A 15,253-nucleotide genomic window follows, 5' to 3' on the forward strand; every position below is an offset into this window, starting at 1 on the left:
GCCTCGGCCTGCGCGGGCGCAACGGCCGGTTGCGCCTGGGCGGGAGTGTCGGCATTTGCGAGCACGAGGCCGCGGCTCTGGCCGGCGTGCGCGGTGGTGGCGGCGGCTACGATGAAAGCCGCGGTCAGGATCAGCTTGTGCATGGAAGTTCTCCCCGGTTGATGGCAGGAGACTAGGGAGCGGGCCGGCCCCGCTCTGTGATGCATATCACATTGAAATTGGAGGTATCCGGATGGGTAAGGGCGCACTGGCGCTGCTAATCAATGGCGGCTCGGAAAACTGGTCGTCAGCGCGCTGGAAAGCGCGGTTCGACACGGTCTGCCCGGACCGCCGCGTGGTGCTGCTGCCGGATGGGGCGCTCGATCCCGCCGAGGTGCACTATGCCGCGGTGTGGAAGCCGAAGCCGGGCGAGCTCGCGGCGTTCAAGAACCTGCGCGTCATCTTCAACCTCGGCGCCGGCGTCGACGCGCTGATGGCCGACCGCTCGCTGCCCGACGTGCCGTTGGTGCGGGTCGCGGTCGGCGACCTCACCGATCGCATGACCGAATATGTCGTGCTGCATGTGTTGATGCATCACCGCCAGGAGCTCTATCTGCGGGAGTCGCAACGATTAAGGCGCTGGGCGCCGAAATATCAGTGGGCGGCGGGCGCGATCACGGTCGGCATCATGGGGCTCGGCACGCTCGGCGCGGCCTCGGCACACGCGCTGCGCGCGCTTGGCTTCCGCGTCGTCGGCTGGAGCCGCAGCGAGAAGCGGATCGACGGCATCGCCTGTCACCACGGCACTGAGGGGCTGGACGCGTTTCTGCGCGAGACCAACATCCTGGTCTGCCTGCTGCCGCTGACGCCGGACACGCGCCACGTGCTGAACCGCGACGTGTTCGCAAAGCTCAACCGCGAGAGCCCGCTCGGCGCGCCCGTGATCGTCAATGCCGGCCGCGGCGGCTTGCAGAACGAGGGAGACATCCTGCGCGCGCTCGACGACGGCACGCTGGGCGCTGCCTCGCTCGACGTCTACGAAACCGAGCCGCTGCCACAAGGCAGCCCGTTCTGGAGCCATCCCAAGGTGGTGCTGACGCCGCACAACGCCGCCGATACCGACGCCGATGAGATCTCGAAATACGTCGCGCAGCAGATCGGGCGCTTCGAGCAAGGCGGCGCGCTGGAGAATCTCGTCGACCGCAAGCGGGGGTATTAATTCGGTGTCGTCCCGGGCAAGCGAAGCGCGACCCGGGACCCATAACCACAGGCGTTCGTGATCGAGATAGCTGGGGCCACAGCTTTGTCCAACAACAAAGTCCTGTGGTTAAGGGTCCCGGCTTTCGCCGGGACGACAAGTGGAGAGGCCGCTTGTCACCCCATCTCGGCAACGATCTCCGCGAGCCGGTCGTAGGCGGGCTCGACGCCCTTGTCGATGCCGGAATTGAGATGGCCGTCACGCGCCTCCTTGGTGGGATGGCGAATGGTGGTCGTCAGCGTGGTCGTTCCGCCTTCCTCGACGAAGGTCGAGGTGACCAGATATTCGTCGCTGGTGAAGCCCGGCATCGCAAAGGTCTCGCCGAATGCCAGCCGCTCCGGGCGCACCACTTCGCGATAGGTGCCGGTGAGGATGTGCTCGACGGCGTCGGACGACCGGAACACGAACCGATAGGCGCCGCCGACGCGCAGGTCGATCTCGCACACCGGCATTGTGAGCTGCTCGCAGCCGAGCCAACGCACGACGTATTCGGGCTTCGTCATGGCGTCAAACACGAAGCGCCGCGGCGCGTCGAACTGGCGCGTCATGGCGAACTCGAAATCCGACGGGGTCGTGATCCTCAGCGTCCTATCCACGCATGCGTCCACGTTGCTTCTCCTTCTTTACTCTGACTTTACGGTTGCTGCGCGGCGGGGCCTTCGCGGCCTCCTCCGCCTTCATCTCCTCGAGTAGGCCGTCGAGGCGGTTGAAGCTCTCGTCCCAGAAGCGGCGGAAATTCCCGAGCCAGCCGTCGACCTGCTTGAACGAGGCAGGCGCGATGCGGCACGGCCGCCACTGCGCCTCGCGCCCGCGCGAGATCAACCCGGCATGCTCCAGCACCTTCAGGTGCTTGGAGATCGCCGGCAGGCTCATGTCGAACGGCTTTGCCAGCTCCATCACCGAGGTCTCTCCGAGCGCGAGCCGCGCCAGGATCGCGCGCCGGGTCGGATCGGCCAGCGCCGCGAAGGTCGAACTGAGGGGGTCGAGCGGCATCTACTTAGCTCATCGGTTAAATAACCTTTGGGTTAAGTACGACCAAACGGCGCTCGCGTCAACGGCCAATTTTTGGCCGCTGACGCAGGCGTGAACCGTTCAGAATGTCTGGCGCGCGAAGGTGACGTGCGTGGCGTTCGGGCTCGCGACATGCGAGATGACGGCATACCCGAGCGCAGGCAGATCGAGGCCCGCGAACAGATTCTCGCCCGAGCCGAGCAGCACCGGCGACAGCGCCAATTGCAGCTCGTCGAGCAAACGCGCTTGCAGGAACTGGCGCACCAGCGAAACGCCGCCGCCGACCCTGATGTCCTTGCCCTGCGCAACATCGCGCGCGCGCTCGAGCGCTTCGGCAATACCTGATGTCACGAAGTGAAACGTCGTCCCGCCTTCCATCTCGATGTCAGGCCGCGCGTGATGGGTCAGCACGAACACCGGCGTGTGATACGGCGGATTGTCGCCCCACCAGCCTTTCCAGGCATCATCCGGCCACGGCCCGCGGATCGGGCCGAACATGTTACGGCCCAAAATCCAGGCGCCGATATTTTCCATCGATTTGCGCGCGATCTCGTCATCGAGACCGGTGCTGCCGCCATCCTGGCCGAACGTCTGGCGAAACGTCCGCGTCCCGAGGAACCAGGCAGGCAGCACCATACCACCTTCGCCGAATGGATTTTCGAGGCTCTGCCGTGGCGCGGCACCAAATCCGTCGATCGAGACCGAGAATGCCGAAGTCCTGACTTTTCCCATGATATTCCGCTTCCGTGAGTTGAGGGACCTTACGGAAGACGGGCGCGAAGAACAGCGCCCGACATTTGATCGGTAAGAAATTTCGCCGCGACTATTTGGCCGCGCACAGCACGTCGAGGGCGCCTTTCACGATCGCCTCGAGTTCCTTGCGCGGCACGCGGGCGCGGGCACGGATCGCGATGGTATGGATGGTGGCGGAGGCGAGATGCGCCAGCGATGCCGGATCGGCGCCCTCAGGCAACTCGCCGCGCTCCTTGGCATGGCGGAAGCAGATGCCGAACGCCTTGTCGAGCTCGGTCAGGCCCTCCACCACCATGGTGCGGATGCCTGGATCCGACACCGCCTCGGACGCGGCCGTCATCACCGTGAAGCAGCCGCGCGGGCCGGACTCGCCGGAGAGATAGATGTCGAGCGCGATCCGATAGATGCGCTCCAGCCGCTCGCGCAGCGGCGCATCGGCGCGGAAGATGTCGACCATCGCCGCGCGCGCGTCGTCGCGGTAGCGCTGATAGCTCTTGATGTAGAGCTCGCGCTTGTCGCCGAACGCGCCATAGAGGCTCGGCCGGTTCATGCCGGTCGCAGCACTCAGATCATCGAGCGAGGTCGCGGCGAAGCCGTCGCGGCGGAACAGATCGAGCGCCTTGCCGAGCGCGACCTCGGGCTCATAGGCGCGCGGCCGCCCGCGCCGCTTCGGTGCGACCGGAGCCTCGATTTTGGCAGCAGATGGCGGCTTCTTACTTTTTTGTACCATTTCGCATTTAATTCCTTGACCGTATCAATATTATCCAAGACAGTACAAAAATCAACAACGGCCGGGACATCCGCGCCAGACCGCCCAAGGAGGCACCAATGGACCTTTATTTCTCGCCGCTCGCCTGCTCGATGGCGACCCGCGTCGCGCTCTATGAAGCGGGCCAGCCGGCGAACTATCTCGAGGTCGATCCGAAGACCAAGCAGGTGCGCAACGACGGCTCCGACTTCAACAAGGTCAACCCGCTTGGCCTGGTGCCGACGCTGCGCACCGACGACGGCGTGGTGCTGACCGAGAACGCCGCGATCCTGCAATATGTCGCCGACCAGTTCCCGCGGGCCGGCCTCGGCACCGCGTCTAACGCCGAGCGTTCAAAGCTGCATCAATGGCTGTGCTTCATCGGCACCGAGCTGCACAAGGGCCTGTTTCTGCCGCTGCTCGACAAGAAGGCGCCGCCGGACGCCAAGACCTACGCGCTGGAAAAATACGTGTCGCGGCTCGACTATGTCGAGGATCACCTGAAAGGCCGCGAGCATTTGCTCGATCATTTCAGCGTCGCCGATGCCTATCTCGTCACGGTCATCAACTGGACCATGGCGACGCCGCCGATCGAGCTCGCGAAATGGCCCGCGCTGAAGGCCTATTATGAGCGCCTGCGCACGAGGCCGTCGGTTGCCAAGGCGGTCGCGGAGGAGTTCGAACTCTACAAGGCCGAGATCGCGCGCCACAAGGCAGCGGCGTAACAGACATTCTCGTTTCGAGGGTGACGGCCCCGCGAGCGGGGGCCGTCCATCCTTCGAGGCTCGCGTTCCGCGAGCGCCTCAGGATGACGGAGATAGGGCTGCGCGCACGGTAACTCGAGCCAGGAGCGAAAATCTGTCACCGTCATGCTGAGGTGCGAGCGTAGCGAGCCTCGAAGCACGACGGCCCGGCTCGCGCCTCACCTCAAGTCCCGTAGCCCGGATGGAGCGCAGCGCAATCCGGGAAGTATCTCACCACAGGAGAGACTGTCCCGGATTTTGCTTCGCTTCATCCGGGCTACGAGAAATAGGTCTTGCGGTCAGCATCCTCGGCAAATCGAAAGCTTGCGCTTGTCGAGCTCCCCACCCGCAGGCTTCCCTGTCTGCCCGAGTGGCGTCTCAAGAAAGACCGACGTAAATTTTTTCCACTGATCGTAGTATTCGACCGGCAAAGTGTAGGGCTGGCATTCAGTGATCGCTCGGAGCGCGCTCGCCTGATAGGCCCGAGCAAAATCTGTTGTGGCAGGGGTGCTCCCCGCCCCCAAGACGGGTTGCCCATCAAGCTTCCCCTCTCGCGTCAGGTCGATCATGATCTCGACCTTGGTATTTGCTGCATCGCTTCCGTCGCGTGCTGGTTTCCTCCAGCACCTCTCGACCTGGTGTCTGAACATCGCCCCCCAGGTTTCGGGCCCGCGCATGTTGTTTTCCGCCGCGCTCGACTCGATAGGGGCGGCTATGAGGGCAGTCGCGAGCAAGAGGCCTGCGAGCGCAACGGCGGTAGAACGTTCAATTGGCATGTAATGGGCCCGGCGGACGCGGTGAGGTTGCAATCGCCGACCAGCATAAACCAGTGCTCATCGAGACGCGCAAACGTTTTCGATGAATCCGCGCAAGCGACTGTAGCCCGGATGGAGCGCAGCGTAATCCGGGATCGATCTCGCAACAGGACAGACTTTCCCGGATTTCGCGGAGCCTGTCATCGGGCGCGCGTTCGCGCGACCCGTTGGCTCCATCCGGGCAACTAAGAGCCGATCAGAACGGCTCCTGCCCCAGGCCCGGCACGTCGGCCGGACGCGGGCCCGGCGCGGGCCAGTGGAAGCGGCGGTCCTTCTCTGCGATCGCGATATCGTTGATCGAGGCCTCGCGCCGGCGCATCAGGCCGTGCTCGTCGAACTCCCACTGCTCGTTGCCGTACGAGCGAAACCAGTTGCCGCCGGCGTCGTGCCATTCGTACTGGAAGCGCACCGCGATGCGGTTGCCGTCGAACGCCCAGAGATCCTTGATCAGGCGATACTCCCGCTCCTTTTCCCATTTGCGGGTCAGGAAGGCCACGATCGCCTCGCGGCCCTCGAACACCTCGGAGCGGTTGCGCCAGCGGCTGTCCTCGGTATAGGCGCCGGCAACCCGAACCGGGTCGCGCGAATTCCAGGCATCCTCCGCCATGCGCGCCTTCTGCGCGGCGGTCTCGCGGGTGAAAGGCGGCAGCGGCGGACGTGACATCGGCGATCCCTCGCGGTTGGTTGGTCGCACGCAAATCTATCGCCGCGCCACGCAGAGTCGATGGGGCATTCCCTATCACCCGATAGCTAGGCCAGATCGGCCTTCATCAACGCGCGAATGGACTTCGGAATCGGCTGTGCCCTGCCCTGGCTGACGAAGGCAACACGCACCTGCGCCTTCACAAGCACATCATCGCCGCGCCTGACCTCCTGTGCGAGCATGATGGAGGCGCCCTTCACCGCGATCGGCCAGGTCACGACGTCGAGCATGTCGTCCATCCGCGCGGGTTTCAGGAAGTCCAGCGTCATCGAGCGCACGACAAAGGCGAAGCCGCCGGTCTCCTCCTGCGCCTCCTCAAACAGCGCGTTCTGTTCGGCGCCCATCAATCGGAGATGATTGGTGCGCCCGCGCTCCATGAAGCGCAGGTAATTGGCGTGGTAGACGATGCCGGAAAAATCGGTGTCCTCGTAATAGACACGGACCTGCATATGGTGTCGGCCATCGCGGATCGCGCCGTCGATATGGGGTAAGGTCATTTAGAAAACTCGCACTCTATATTCCTGCGACCGTCGAGAACACGAACGATCACGATCCGATCCGTCCATACCAGATGGAATGCAATGTAGCCTTCGATCAACGGTGCACATAACGACGGCTGTAGCCAACCTCGATTGCCTCATCGTAGAATGAGCACTGAACCACAGGATACATGCTTCACTCCGACTTATCGATATTCCAGAAAATCGGCGTGGCAGGGCCGCCAAGCACGCCTGAGAGCGATTTTCGCCACGCGCCGACCCCGCGCCATTGCCCTAGGGGGACATAGATCACCTGGTCATAGACGATTGCCTGGATATCTGCGGCGATCTTCTTCCGCTCGGCTGGCGTAGATGCACGCGCGAATTGGTCTTTCAGCGCTTCAAGCCGAGTCGATTCCGGCCAACCAAACCAACCGCCGTTCCTGCCTCGACCGTTGACCAATATGTTGACAACGGGGTCCACAACATCGGCAATGATGAAGTTGGTGAAAAACATATTCCAGCCGCCCTCTTTAGGCGGCTTCTGGCTGGCGCGACGGGAAACCACTGTTTGCCAATCGGTCGCTTGCAGGTCCACGTTGAAACCAGCCCTTCGCAGCAGTTGGGCCGCGACGATTGGCTGTGCCTTGAAAACCGAGACATCACCGGGCGCCATGATCACAACGGGCGTGCCGTCGTAGCCGGATTCGGTAAGCAGCTTCGTCGCTTCTGCGATGCCATTGCCTTCCACTAGCGATTCCGAGCCGGCATCAGTGGCCAGCGGCGTATCACAACCGAAGACCGCGCCACATACCCGGTAATATTCTGGATTTCCGACCAGTGCGTCCAGCACATCCTTCTGGTTCAGCGCCAGCAACGCCGCGCGGCGCACCAGGACGTTATCAAACGGCGGGTAGAGAAAATTCATGCGTCCGACGATCTGGAAGCCATGTGCGTCCAGGGTTTCAAGCTTCAAGTCCTGGTTGGCAGCCAACTTCGTCACGAGATCGAAGGGGATAGTCTCCACGAAGTCGATGTCGCCGGATTGCAGTGCGTTCACGGCGGTCTGGGCGTCCGGCATCCTGATCCATTCGACGCGATCGACCTTCACGATTTTGCCGCCCGACGTCCAGTTCGGCGGCTCCTTGCGTGGCACGTAATCCGCGTTTTTCTCATAGACGGCCTTCACGCCGGGCTGGAATTCGGACTGAACGAACTTGAAGGGACCGGAGCCGATCTGCTCCCTGATTTGCTGGCCCGCCGGCGTTTCGGCCAGACGCTTGGGCATCATAAACGGAACAATCGATGAAGGCTTTCCAATCGATTCCAGCACTAAGCCGTAAGGCTCTTTCAGTTTCAGAGTGATGGTTCTGTCGTCAGTCGCCTCAATGCTGGCCGTGAAATCCATCAGCGTCTGACCCATGGTCTCGTTCTTGCTCCAGCGCTTGAGCGACGCAACACAGTCTTCCGCGGTGACCGGGCTGCCATCATGCCATTTAAGTCCGTCGCGGAGGGTGAAGGTATAGGTGAGCTTGTCGTCGGAGACCTTCCAATCCGCCATCTGAGGCTGGATTTTGAAGTTGGAGTCGGTGGCGAGCAAAGTGTCAAAGATCATGTAGCCGTGATCGCGCGTAATATACGCCCCGGTAAACCCCGGGTCGAGGATGCGCAGATCGGAATGCATCACTGCAGTGAGTGTCTTCGCATGCACCGGGGACGAGATTAGCTGCGCCGAAGCGAACATTGTCGACAACGCGCCAACTGACACCGCAGTGCAAAGTTTCCGACGTGATATCTGAAGCATCAGATGTCTCCCGACATCGACTGGTCAATCCTCAGCTTCGGACTGAGCTGTGTGTGCGGGCTTGATTGGGCAGAACACCGCACCAGCGATCATATGCAGAAATTTCCCCCGGCACCTTTTCCGCACTCATCCGTCGGATGCCGCGCCGAGCGCGCTCGCTGCGCCGCGAGCGGAAATGAATACCCATGAGCCGACCTTTTCGATCGGCTCAGGTCGATTATTTCATCCCCGCCAACTGCAATCCCTTAAAGAGCTCATTCAAGGTAGCCTGAAACGCTAGATGCTGATTTGGAATTTCTTGGGAATAGATGTCGCGGATGCGCGCCAGAGTGTAACCCGGCAGTGCGCTGTTGAAATCATTCAACGCGTCAACCGCTTCGGTTTGCTTTCCGGCTAGCGCAAAGGCGCTCACCAAATGCGCTCGACTGAACCAAACCGTGCGTCTCTCCTCAACCGCTCTGCGAAGCCAGACAATGGCGTCATCATAGTTTCCCATCGCGAAATACGCGCGCCCCAAGACCCAGGAAAATACACTCCTGGCAGGATCGCGAGGACTGAGTCTGATCGCCTTCAACACCAGCGGAGGCGCTTCCTTGGGACGCCCCGTCAGGACAAGTTGATTGGCTTTCTGAGCATATGCGAGAGCAAGATTGGGATCGAGGGCAAGCGCCCGTTCAAAAGCATCCAGGGCTCCTTGATGATCCCCCTTCGCGCGACGAATAAAGCCATCATCCATGTGGCTCAAGGCGATGGTCGGGTCGAGACTGAATGCCTGTTGCAGCGCATGCTCGGCCTGGTTCAGTAGCTCAATGCGCGCGTTGGAATCTGTTCCACCAGCTTCGTTCCAGCGATTCAAATAGTCACGCATCAAGACATCTGCCAGTTGGCTCCAGGCGATGGCCGATTGCGGGCTCAGCTGCAGAGACTCTTGAAGATACTTGCGTGCGATAAGATTGTGCTGCGGAGTAATCGAGTCAATGATAATAGCCATGGCATGTAACCTCATATCAATTGCATTGGAATCTCCTGACCGATCACGTCGACGGCTCTCGGCCTTGACCAGTTGAACTCCGAGTGACGAGGCGATTCGACCCGTTACAACTTCTTGCAATTCGAAAAGGTCTGTAACATCAGTATCAAATTGATCCGCCCAAATAGCTCTGGCGGAGCGCGCATCTACAAGATGCGCGTTAGCTTGCACCTTGGTACCGATTTTCCGGATGCTGCCTTCCAAGAGATATCGAACGTCGCAGTCATGTCCGATCTGTCGAGCGTCGACATCCTTGCCTTTGTAAGTGAAAGCCGTAGCACGCGCAATCACCACAGTATCGGCCAAGCGGGAAAGGTGCGTGGTTAGATCGTCGGTGACCGCATCGGCGAAATAGCCCTCCTGCGGATCATTGCTCATGCTGCGAAACGGCATGACCATAATGGAAGCTTGAGCAGATTGCGCTTTTTGACCATGCCAAAACGGCACAGTGCCTGCAATCGTCGCGACGGCCAGTATTACAGCAAATGCAGCAACCGCCGCACGACGCATCGGAGGAAGTGCGATAGCTCGGCGCGCGGCCAGACGCATTCGCCCCACAAGGGATTTGGTTTGCTCCTCGGCCCGCGTGACCCGATAGACCTGAATCGGAGGGTCTATGTTCTTGAGCCGGTAACGACCCCTGTCCTCAAATGCGAGTTCCGGATGACCCAGGAGTTGATCCCGAACAGTATTGGCAACAAATAGCTCGCCTGGCTCGGCGAGAGTCTCCAGACGGGCTGCAATATTGACGCTGTTTCCGTAGATATCGCGCTCGTCGAAAATGACGTCACCGGCATTTACGCCGATGCGCATTTGGAACCGGCGCTCGGGGGCGGCACTGGCATTGCGCTTGTTCAATTCCTGCTGAATTTCGATACCGCAACGTACGGCATCCAGAGCGCTGCCAAATTCGACAAGTAATCCATCGCCGCTGGATCGGATCAGGCGACCACCATGCTCGGAAATTTTGGGTTCGACCAAGCCGCCGAAACATTCGGCCAGCATTACGTGGGTGGCGTCCTCGTCGGTCGACATAAGCCGACTGTAGCCAACGACATCCGCCAGCAGGACGGCTGTCATCCTGCGTTTCACAGGGCACCTCCTTCCCACGGCATCGGGACCAAATGTTTTTACAGGAGCAGGCCGATGTTGTCACCTGCCGAGGTCTAGCGTGACTGCACAACACCCGTTTGGGTGACGCCACGTGAATGCCCTGCTGAAGGATGCCTCGTTTGAAGGCACTCCCCCAGCAGCTGATCTCCAAGCGTCGTCGTTCGCCTTTAAGCGTACGCAGCCTGAGTGATCAGGACACCACTGACCCCTTTGCACCGAGCGTGACCTGCACGATCTCGGGCGGCACGCCGAGGCGGAACGGCATGATGCTGCAGCCGAGGCCGCCGGAAACGACGACGTCGCATTTCAGCTTGATGTGGCCATAGGCGAGCCGCATGCCGTGCTTCACCGGCACCGCCGGCGACCAGCCGAGCAGCCGGATCTGGCCGCCATGGGTGTGGCCGGACAGCTGCAGCGCGACGCGCGAGGGCACGCGGAGCGCGACGTCGGGCTCATGCGCGAGCAGGATCACCGGTGCGTCGTCAGTGACTTTTTCGAGCATCGCGTTGAGATCGTCGACGCCGATGCGCCGGACCTCGCGATAGCGCCGCGCCGGCAGATAGGCGAGTTGGTCGCCGAGACCGGCGAGCCAGAACGGACGGTTATCCTTGGTGAGCCGCACCGCGTCGTTCTCGTAGACCGGAATGCCGGCGCGCTCCAGCGCGCGGCGCGCGACGGGAGTGCCCTGCCCCAGGCGCTGCACCGCCTTGTCTTCCCAGTAATCGTGATTGCCGAGCACGGCATGGACGCCGAGCGGCGCTTTCAGGTCCTTCAGCACCGCGGCCCATTCCGAGGCCGGAATGAAGCGGGTGACGTGGCGCAGCCCGGCGACATAGTCGCCGAGCAGCACGATGATGTCGGGGTTCAGCGCGTTGGTGCGCTCGACGATCTCAGCGATGCGATCGAGCGACATCCAGGGATCGCAGGCATGAATGTCGGCGAGGGCGGCGATCTTGAGCGGGAAGTCCGAAGGCCATTGCCGCGGTGATAGATCGTAGCGCGTCAGCGTGAGGCGGACGACCGGCTCGCTCAGGCCATAGGCCGCGGTCGAGGCGGTGGCGGCGGTCAATCCGCCGGCGGTGCGCAGAAAATGTCGACGTGAAATCATGGACACTTGATCGGTGATGCCTGGTCCATGATAGGCCCTTTGATTGGAGCGAAATTGGGCCGCGTTTGTGCAGACGGCCTGCAGAGATGTCGCAATGGTTAGCGGGCAAGGTTACCGTGCAGCGCGATGCGCTGAGTCAACACGTCTGTTCACGTATTCGAGAGCGAGGAGGCTCAGTCTTCATCGCCATTGCCGCCGAACAGGCCGAATTGCGAGGGATCGCGGTTCGGCTCGGCGAGACCGAGATGGCGGAAGGCATGCGAGGTCAGGAGCCGCCCGCGCGGGGTGCGCTGCAAATAGCCGCACTGGATCAGATACGGCTCGATGATGTCCTCGATCGCATCGCGCGGCTCCGACAGCGCCGCCGCCATGGTCTCGACGCCGACCGGGCCGCCGCCATAGTTCAGGGCGATGGTGGTGAGATAGCGCCGGTCCATCGCATCGAGCCCAGCGCTGTCGACTTCGAGCGCACTCAGCGCGCGGTCGGCGATGCCGCGGTCGATGGAATCGGCATCCGCGGCGGAGGCAAAATCGCGCACGCGGCGCAAGAGGCGGCCGGCGATGCGCGGCGTGCCGCGGGCGCGGCGCGCGATCTCGTTGGCGCCATCGGGGCTCATGCCGATGTTGAGCACGCGGGCGCCGCGGGTGACGATCTTCTCCAACTCTTCCTCGGTGTAGAAGTTGAGCCGGATCGGAATGCCGAAGCGGTCGCGCAGCGGATTGGTGAGCAGCCCCGCACGCGTCGTCGCGCCGACGAGGGTGAATTTCGACAGTTCGATCTTCACCGAGCGCGCCGCAGGGCCTTCGCCGATGATCAAATCGAGCTGAAAATCCTCCATCGCGGGATAGAGCACTTCCTCGACCGCCGGGCTGAGGCGATGGATCTCGTCGATGAACAGCACGTCGCGCTCTTCCAGATTGGTGAGCAGCGCCGCGAGATCGCCGGCCTTCGCGATCACAGGACCGGAAGTGGCCCGGAAGCCGACACCAAGCTCGCGCGCGACGATCTGCGCCAGCGTGGTCTTGCCGAGGCCGGGCGGGCCGACGAACAGCACGTGGTCGAGCGCCTCGCCGCGCTTCTTCGCCGCCTCGATGAAGATCGAGAGATTCTTGCGCGCCTGGGCCTGGCCGACGAACTCCGTCAGCGATTGCGGACGCAGCGCGGTGTCGCCGACATCGTCGGAGCGGCGTTCGGGCGTGACGATGCGCGAGGGCGTGTTCACTTCGACAATTCCTTAAGCCCCAGCCGGATCAGTTGCGCGGTCTCGGCCTTCTCACCGGCGCTGCGCGAGGCGGCGGCGATGGCGGCGGCGGCCTGCGGCTGGCCGTAGCCGAGATTGACCAGCGCGGAGATCGCGTCGGTGACCGGGCGCGGCGCGCGGTTGTTGTCGATCGCGCCTGAGAGCTGCACCACCGCGGGATCGACATCGGCAAAGCCCGGCGCCTTGTCCTTCAATTCGCTGACGATGCGCTCGGCGACCTTCGGCCCGACGCCCGGGGTGCGCGCGACGGCCGCCTTGTCGCGCAGCGCGATGGCATTGGCGAGATCGGTCGGCGGCAACGTGCTGAGCACCGCAAGCGCGACCTTGGCGCCGACGCCCTGCACGGTCTGCAACAGACGAAACCACTCGCGCTCAAGATCGCTGCGGAATCCGAACAGCTTGATCTGGTCCTCGCGGACATAGGTCTCGATCGAGAGCACGGCCGCGCCGCCCGGCTGTGGCAGCGCCTGCAGCGTGCGGCTGGCGCAATGCACCTGATAGCCGACGCCGCCGACATCGAGGATCACGTAATCCTCGCCATAGGAATCGATCAGGCCCTTCAGCTTGCCGATCATAGGTTCGCCACCCTGAGGCGCAGCGCGGTGCTCTGGCGGTGATGCGCGTGGGTGATCGCGACCGCGAGCGCGTCGGCGGCGTCGGCGGACGGCGGCTCGGCTTTCGGCAACAAGATCTTCAGCATCACCTGGATCTGGTTCTTCTCGGCATGTCCGGCGCCGACCACGGTCTTCTTGACCTGGTTCGGCGCGTATTCGGCGACCGAGATACCGAACATTGCGGGCGCCAGCATGGCGACGCCACGGGCCTGGCCGAGCTTCAGCGTGGCAACGCCGTCCTTGTTGACGAAGGTCTGCTCGACCGCGGCCTCCGCCGGCCTGTAGTCGCCGAGCACGGCGGCAAGCCCCTCATGGATTGCGAGCAGCCGGCTCGCCAGCGGCAAATCGCCCGGCGGCTCGACCGAACCGCAGGCGATATAGACCAGACGATTGCCTTCGGTCTCGATCACGCCCCAGCCGGTGCGGCGGAGACCCGGATCGATACCGATGATGCGGATGGGAGAGCGAATCGGCTGCGATGTCATGGGGTAGTGATACCGCCTGGGCCGGGAGAACGAAACACAAACGGAGGTTCGTCCCCCGCTCCGCGTGTCATCGCACCGTGCTCGTCATTCAGCCCTGCTCGTCATCCCCGCGAAAGCGGGGATCCAGTACGCCGCGGCTTCGCGGATCAAACGCAGGTCTCTGGGATACTGGATCGCCCGGTCCCGTCTATGCCGAGGCTTCGCACGCCGAAGCTTCAGCGGAGGCGGCAAGCCGGGCGATGACAGCGGTGTTTGGAGCGATGAACGAGGCTCTTACCCGCCCATCCTCGCGAGCAGCGCGTCGGACACCTCGAAATTGGCGTACACGTTCTGCACGTCGTCGTGCTCGTTGAGCAGGTCCATCAGCTTCAACAGCTTTTCGCCGGTCTCGTCGTCGACCGCGACGGTGTTCTGCGGCTTCCAGGTCAGCGCTGCCTTGCGCGGCTCGCCGAACTTCGCTTCCAGTGCCTTTGCGACCTCGCGGAAGGTCTCCTGCGAGGCGTAGACCTCGTGACCGGCTTCGCTGGAGACCACGTCGTCGGCGCCGGCCTCGATCGCGGCGTCCAGCATGGCGTCGTCGGAGGCGACCTTGGCGTCGTATTCGATGATGCCGGTGTGATCGAACATGAAGGCGACCGAACCGGTTTCGCCGAGATTGCCGCCCGACTTGGTAAAGAAGGAGCGGATGTCGGAGGCGGCGCGGTTGCGGTTGTCGGTCAGTGCCTCGACGATCACGGCGACGCCGCCGGGGCCATAGCCCTCGTACCGGATCTCGTCATAGTTCTCGCCCTCATTGCCCAGGGCCTTCTTGATGGCGCGGTCGATATTGTCCTTGGGCATGTTCTCGGCGCGGGCTGCGACCACGGCGGCGCGCAGCCGCGGGTTCATCGCCGGGTCCGGGGTGCCGAGCTTGGCCGCCACGGTGATTTCGCGGGCCAGTTTGCCGAAAAGCTTCGACCTCTGGGCATCCTGCCGGCCCTTGCGGTGCATGATGTTCTTGAATTGGGAATGGCCGGCCATGCGACGTCTCTTCGAGCGTAGGGTTCAACAGGGGTGGAAAACGCGGCCTTATAGGCCCCTGGCGGTCAAAATCAAAGGTCGGCGGGGGCCATCTGGCCCCGGAATACTACCGCAAGCCGGAATATGAGGCACTTGTTAACCATGACTTCATGCCCGGATGCGAGGATCGCCCCGTCGCGCCGCAACTTTCCAAGGCAACTTCCAACAGCCCCACAGAGCCCCCATGGCGTTCGGTTTGTTTCGAAAGCAAGTGCCGGAGGCGGCCGCGCCGCAGGTTCCAACCGCGGCCGCCGCGGCTGATGTCTCGGCCGAGACTGATTCGGCCAAG

General features: G+C 62.6%; 16 protein-coding genes. 2 read left to right on the plus strand and 14 right to left on the minus strand.

Annotated elements, in window-relative coordinates:
- The first annotated feature begins 232 nt into the window (after nucleotides 1-232).
- Entirely contained in the window at nucleotides 233-1,198 is a 966-nt protein-coding gene (locus tag H8B02_RS35470; RefSeq protein WP_229170492.1) for a 2-hydroxyacid dehydrogenase, read from the plus strand.
- Nucleotides 1,199-1,353: 155 nt separating this feature from the next.
- Here the strand turns inward: H8B02_RS35470 and H8B02_RS35475 are convergent, their stop codons facing one another.
- From H8B02_RS35475 to H8B02_RS35490, 4 genes are all read right to left on the minus strand, one after another.
- Complete coding sequence (locus H8B02_RS35475; RefSeq protein ID WP_229170493.1) at nucleotides 1,354-1,833, minus strand: SRPBCC domain-containing protein; 480 nt, start codon at nucleotides 1,831-1,833, stop codon at nucleotides 1,354-1,356.
- The gene (locus H8B02_RS35480; protein ID WP_229170494.1) at nucleotides 1,826-2,230 is read right to left on the minus strand and encodes an ArsR/SmtB family transcription factor; all 405 of its coding nucleotides are present in this window, start codon (nucleotides 2,228-2,230) and stop codon (nucleotides 1,826-1,828) included. Before H8B02_RS35480 ends, H8B02_RS35475 begins: the two co-directional genes overlap by 8 nt.
- A 99-nt stretch (nucleotides 2,231-2,329) precedes the next feature.
- Nucleotides 2,330-2,980: a dihydrofolate reductase family protein gene (locus H8B02_RS35485; RefSeq protein ID WP_229170495.1), complete on the minus strand. Its 651-nt coding sequence runs from the start codon at nucleotides 2,978-2,980 to the stop codon at nucleotides 2,330-2,332.
- Between the two features lie 91 nt (nucleotides 2,981-3,071).
- Entirely contained in the window at nucleotides 3,072-3,731 is a 660-nt protein-coding gene (locus tag H8B02_RS35490) for a TetR/AcrR family transcriptional regulator (RefSeq protein WP_229170496.1), read from the minus strand.
- 98 nt (nucleotides 3,732-3,829) lie between these two features.
- On the opposite strand from H8B02_RS35490, the gene H8B02_RS35495 reads away from it, so the two are divergent.
- Entirely contained in the window at nucleotides 3,830-4,474 is a 645-nt protein-coding gene (locus tag H8B02_RS35495; RefSeq protein WP_229170497.1) for a glutathione binding-like protein, read from the plus strand.
- A gap of 317 nt (nucleotides 4,475-4,791) precedes the next feature.
- Here H8B02_RS35495 and tolA read toward each other — a convergent pair whose 3' ends face one another.
- The 10 genes from tolA to H8B02_RS35545 form a co-directional block, all read right to left on the minus strand.
- On the minus strand, nucleotides 4,792-5,169 hold the full coding sequence (tolA, locus tag H8B02_RS35500; protein ID WP_229170498.1) for a cell envelope integrity protein TolA: 378 nt from the start codon (nucleotides 5,167-5,169) through the stop codon (nucleotides 4,792-4,794).
- Between the two features lie 334 nt (nucleotides 5,170-5,503).
- Nucleotides 5,504-5,971: a nuclear transport factor 2 family protein gene (locus tag H8B02_RS35505; RefSeq protein ID WP_223966795.1), complete on the minus strand. Its 468-nt coding sequence runs from the start codon at nucleotides 5,969-5,971 to the stop codon at nucleotides 5,504-5,506.
- Between the two features lie 86 nt (nucleotides 5,972-6,057).
- Nucleotides 6,058-6,507, minus strand: coding sequence for a tol-pal system-associated acyl-CoA thioesterase (gene ybgC, locus H8B02_RS35510; protein WP_021076499.1), 450 nt, complete (start codon nucleotides 6,505-6,507; stop codon nucleotides 6,058-6,060).
- A 178-nt stretch (nucleotides 6,508-6,685) separates the two neighbouring features.
- Nucleotides 6,686-8,293, minus strand: a complete 1,608-nt coding sequence (locus tag H8B02_RS35515; protein WP_229170499.1) for an ABC transporter substrate-binding protein — start codon at nucleotides 8,291-8,293, stop codon at nucleotides 6,686-6,688.
- Nucleotides 8,294-8,510: 217 nt separating this feature from the next.
- Nucleotides 8,511-10,403, minus strand: a complete 1,893-nt coding sequence (locus H8B02_RS35520; protein ID WP_229170500.1) for an adenylate/guanylate cyclase domain-containing protein — start codon at nucleotides 10,401-10,403, stop codon at nucleotides 8,511-8,513.
- Between the two features lie 223 nt (nucleotides 10,404-10,626).
- Nucleotides 10,627-11,544: a metallophosphoesterase gene (locus H8B02_RS35525; protein ID WP_229170501.1), complete on the minus strand. Its 918-nt coding sequence runs from the start codon at nucleotides 11,542-11,544 to the stop codon at nucleotides 10,627-10,629.
- 173 nt (nucleotides 11,545-11,717) lie between these two features.
- Nucleotides 11,718-12,767 carry a Holliday junction branch migration DNA helicase RuvB gene (gene ruvB / locus H8B02_RS35530; protein ID WP_229170502.1) on the minus strand — a complete coding sequence of 350 codons (1,050 nt, stop codon included), beginning with the start codon at nucleotides 12,765-12,767 and terminating at the stop codon, nucleotides 11,718-11,720.
- Nucleotides 12,764-13,381, minus strand: a complete 618-nt coding sequence (gene ruvA, locus H8B02_RS35535; RefSeq protein ID WP_229170503.1) for a Holliday junction branch migration protein RuvA — start codon at nucleotides 13,379-13,381, stop codon at nucleotides 12,764-12,766. The genes ruvB and ruvA overlap by 4 nt, the downstream gene beginning before the upstream one ends.
- On the minus strand, nucleotides 13,378-13,905 hold the full coding sequence (ruvC, locus tag H8B02_RS35540) for a crossover junction endodeoxyribonuclease RuvC (RefSeq protein WP_229170504.1): 528 nt from the start codon (nucleotides 13,903-13,905) through the stop codon (nucleotides 13,378-13,380). The genes ruvA and ruvC overlap by 4 nt, the downstream gene beginning before the upstream one ends.
- A 273-nt stretch (nucleotides 13,906-14,178) precedes the next feature.
- Nucleotides 14,179-14,925, minus strand: coding sequence for a YebC/PmpR family DNA-binding transcriptional regulator (locus H8B02_RS35545; protein ID WP_229170505.1), 747 nt, complete (start codon nucleotides 14,923-14,925; stop codon nucleotides 14,179-14,181).
- Nucleotides 14,926-15,253: the final 328 nt, after the last annotated feature.

Source organism: Bradyrhizobium altum (genome assembly GCF_020889705.1).
In the GTDB taxonomy this organism is placed as follows: Bacteria; Pseudomonadota; Alphaproteobacteria; order Rhizobiales; family Xanthobacteraceae; genus Bradyrhizobium; species Bradyrhizobium altum.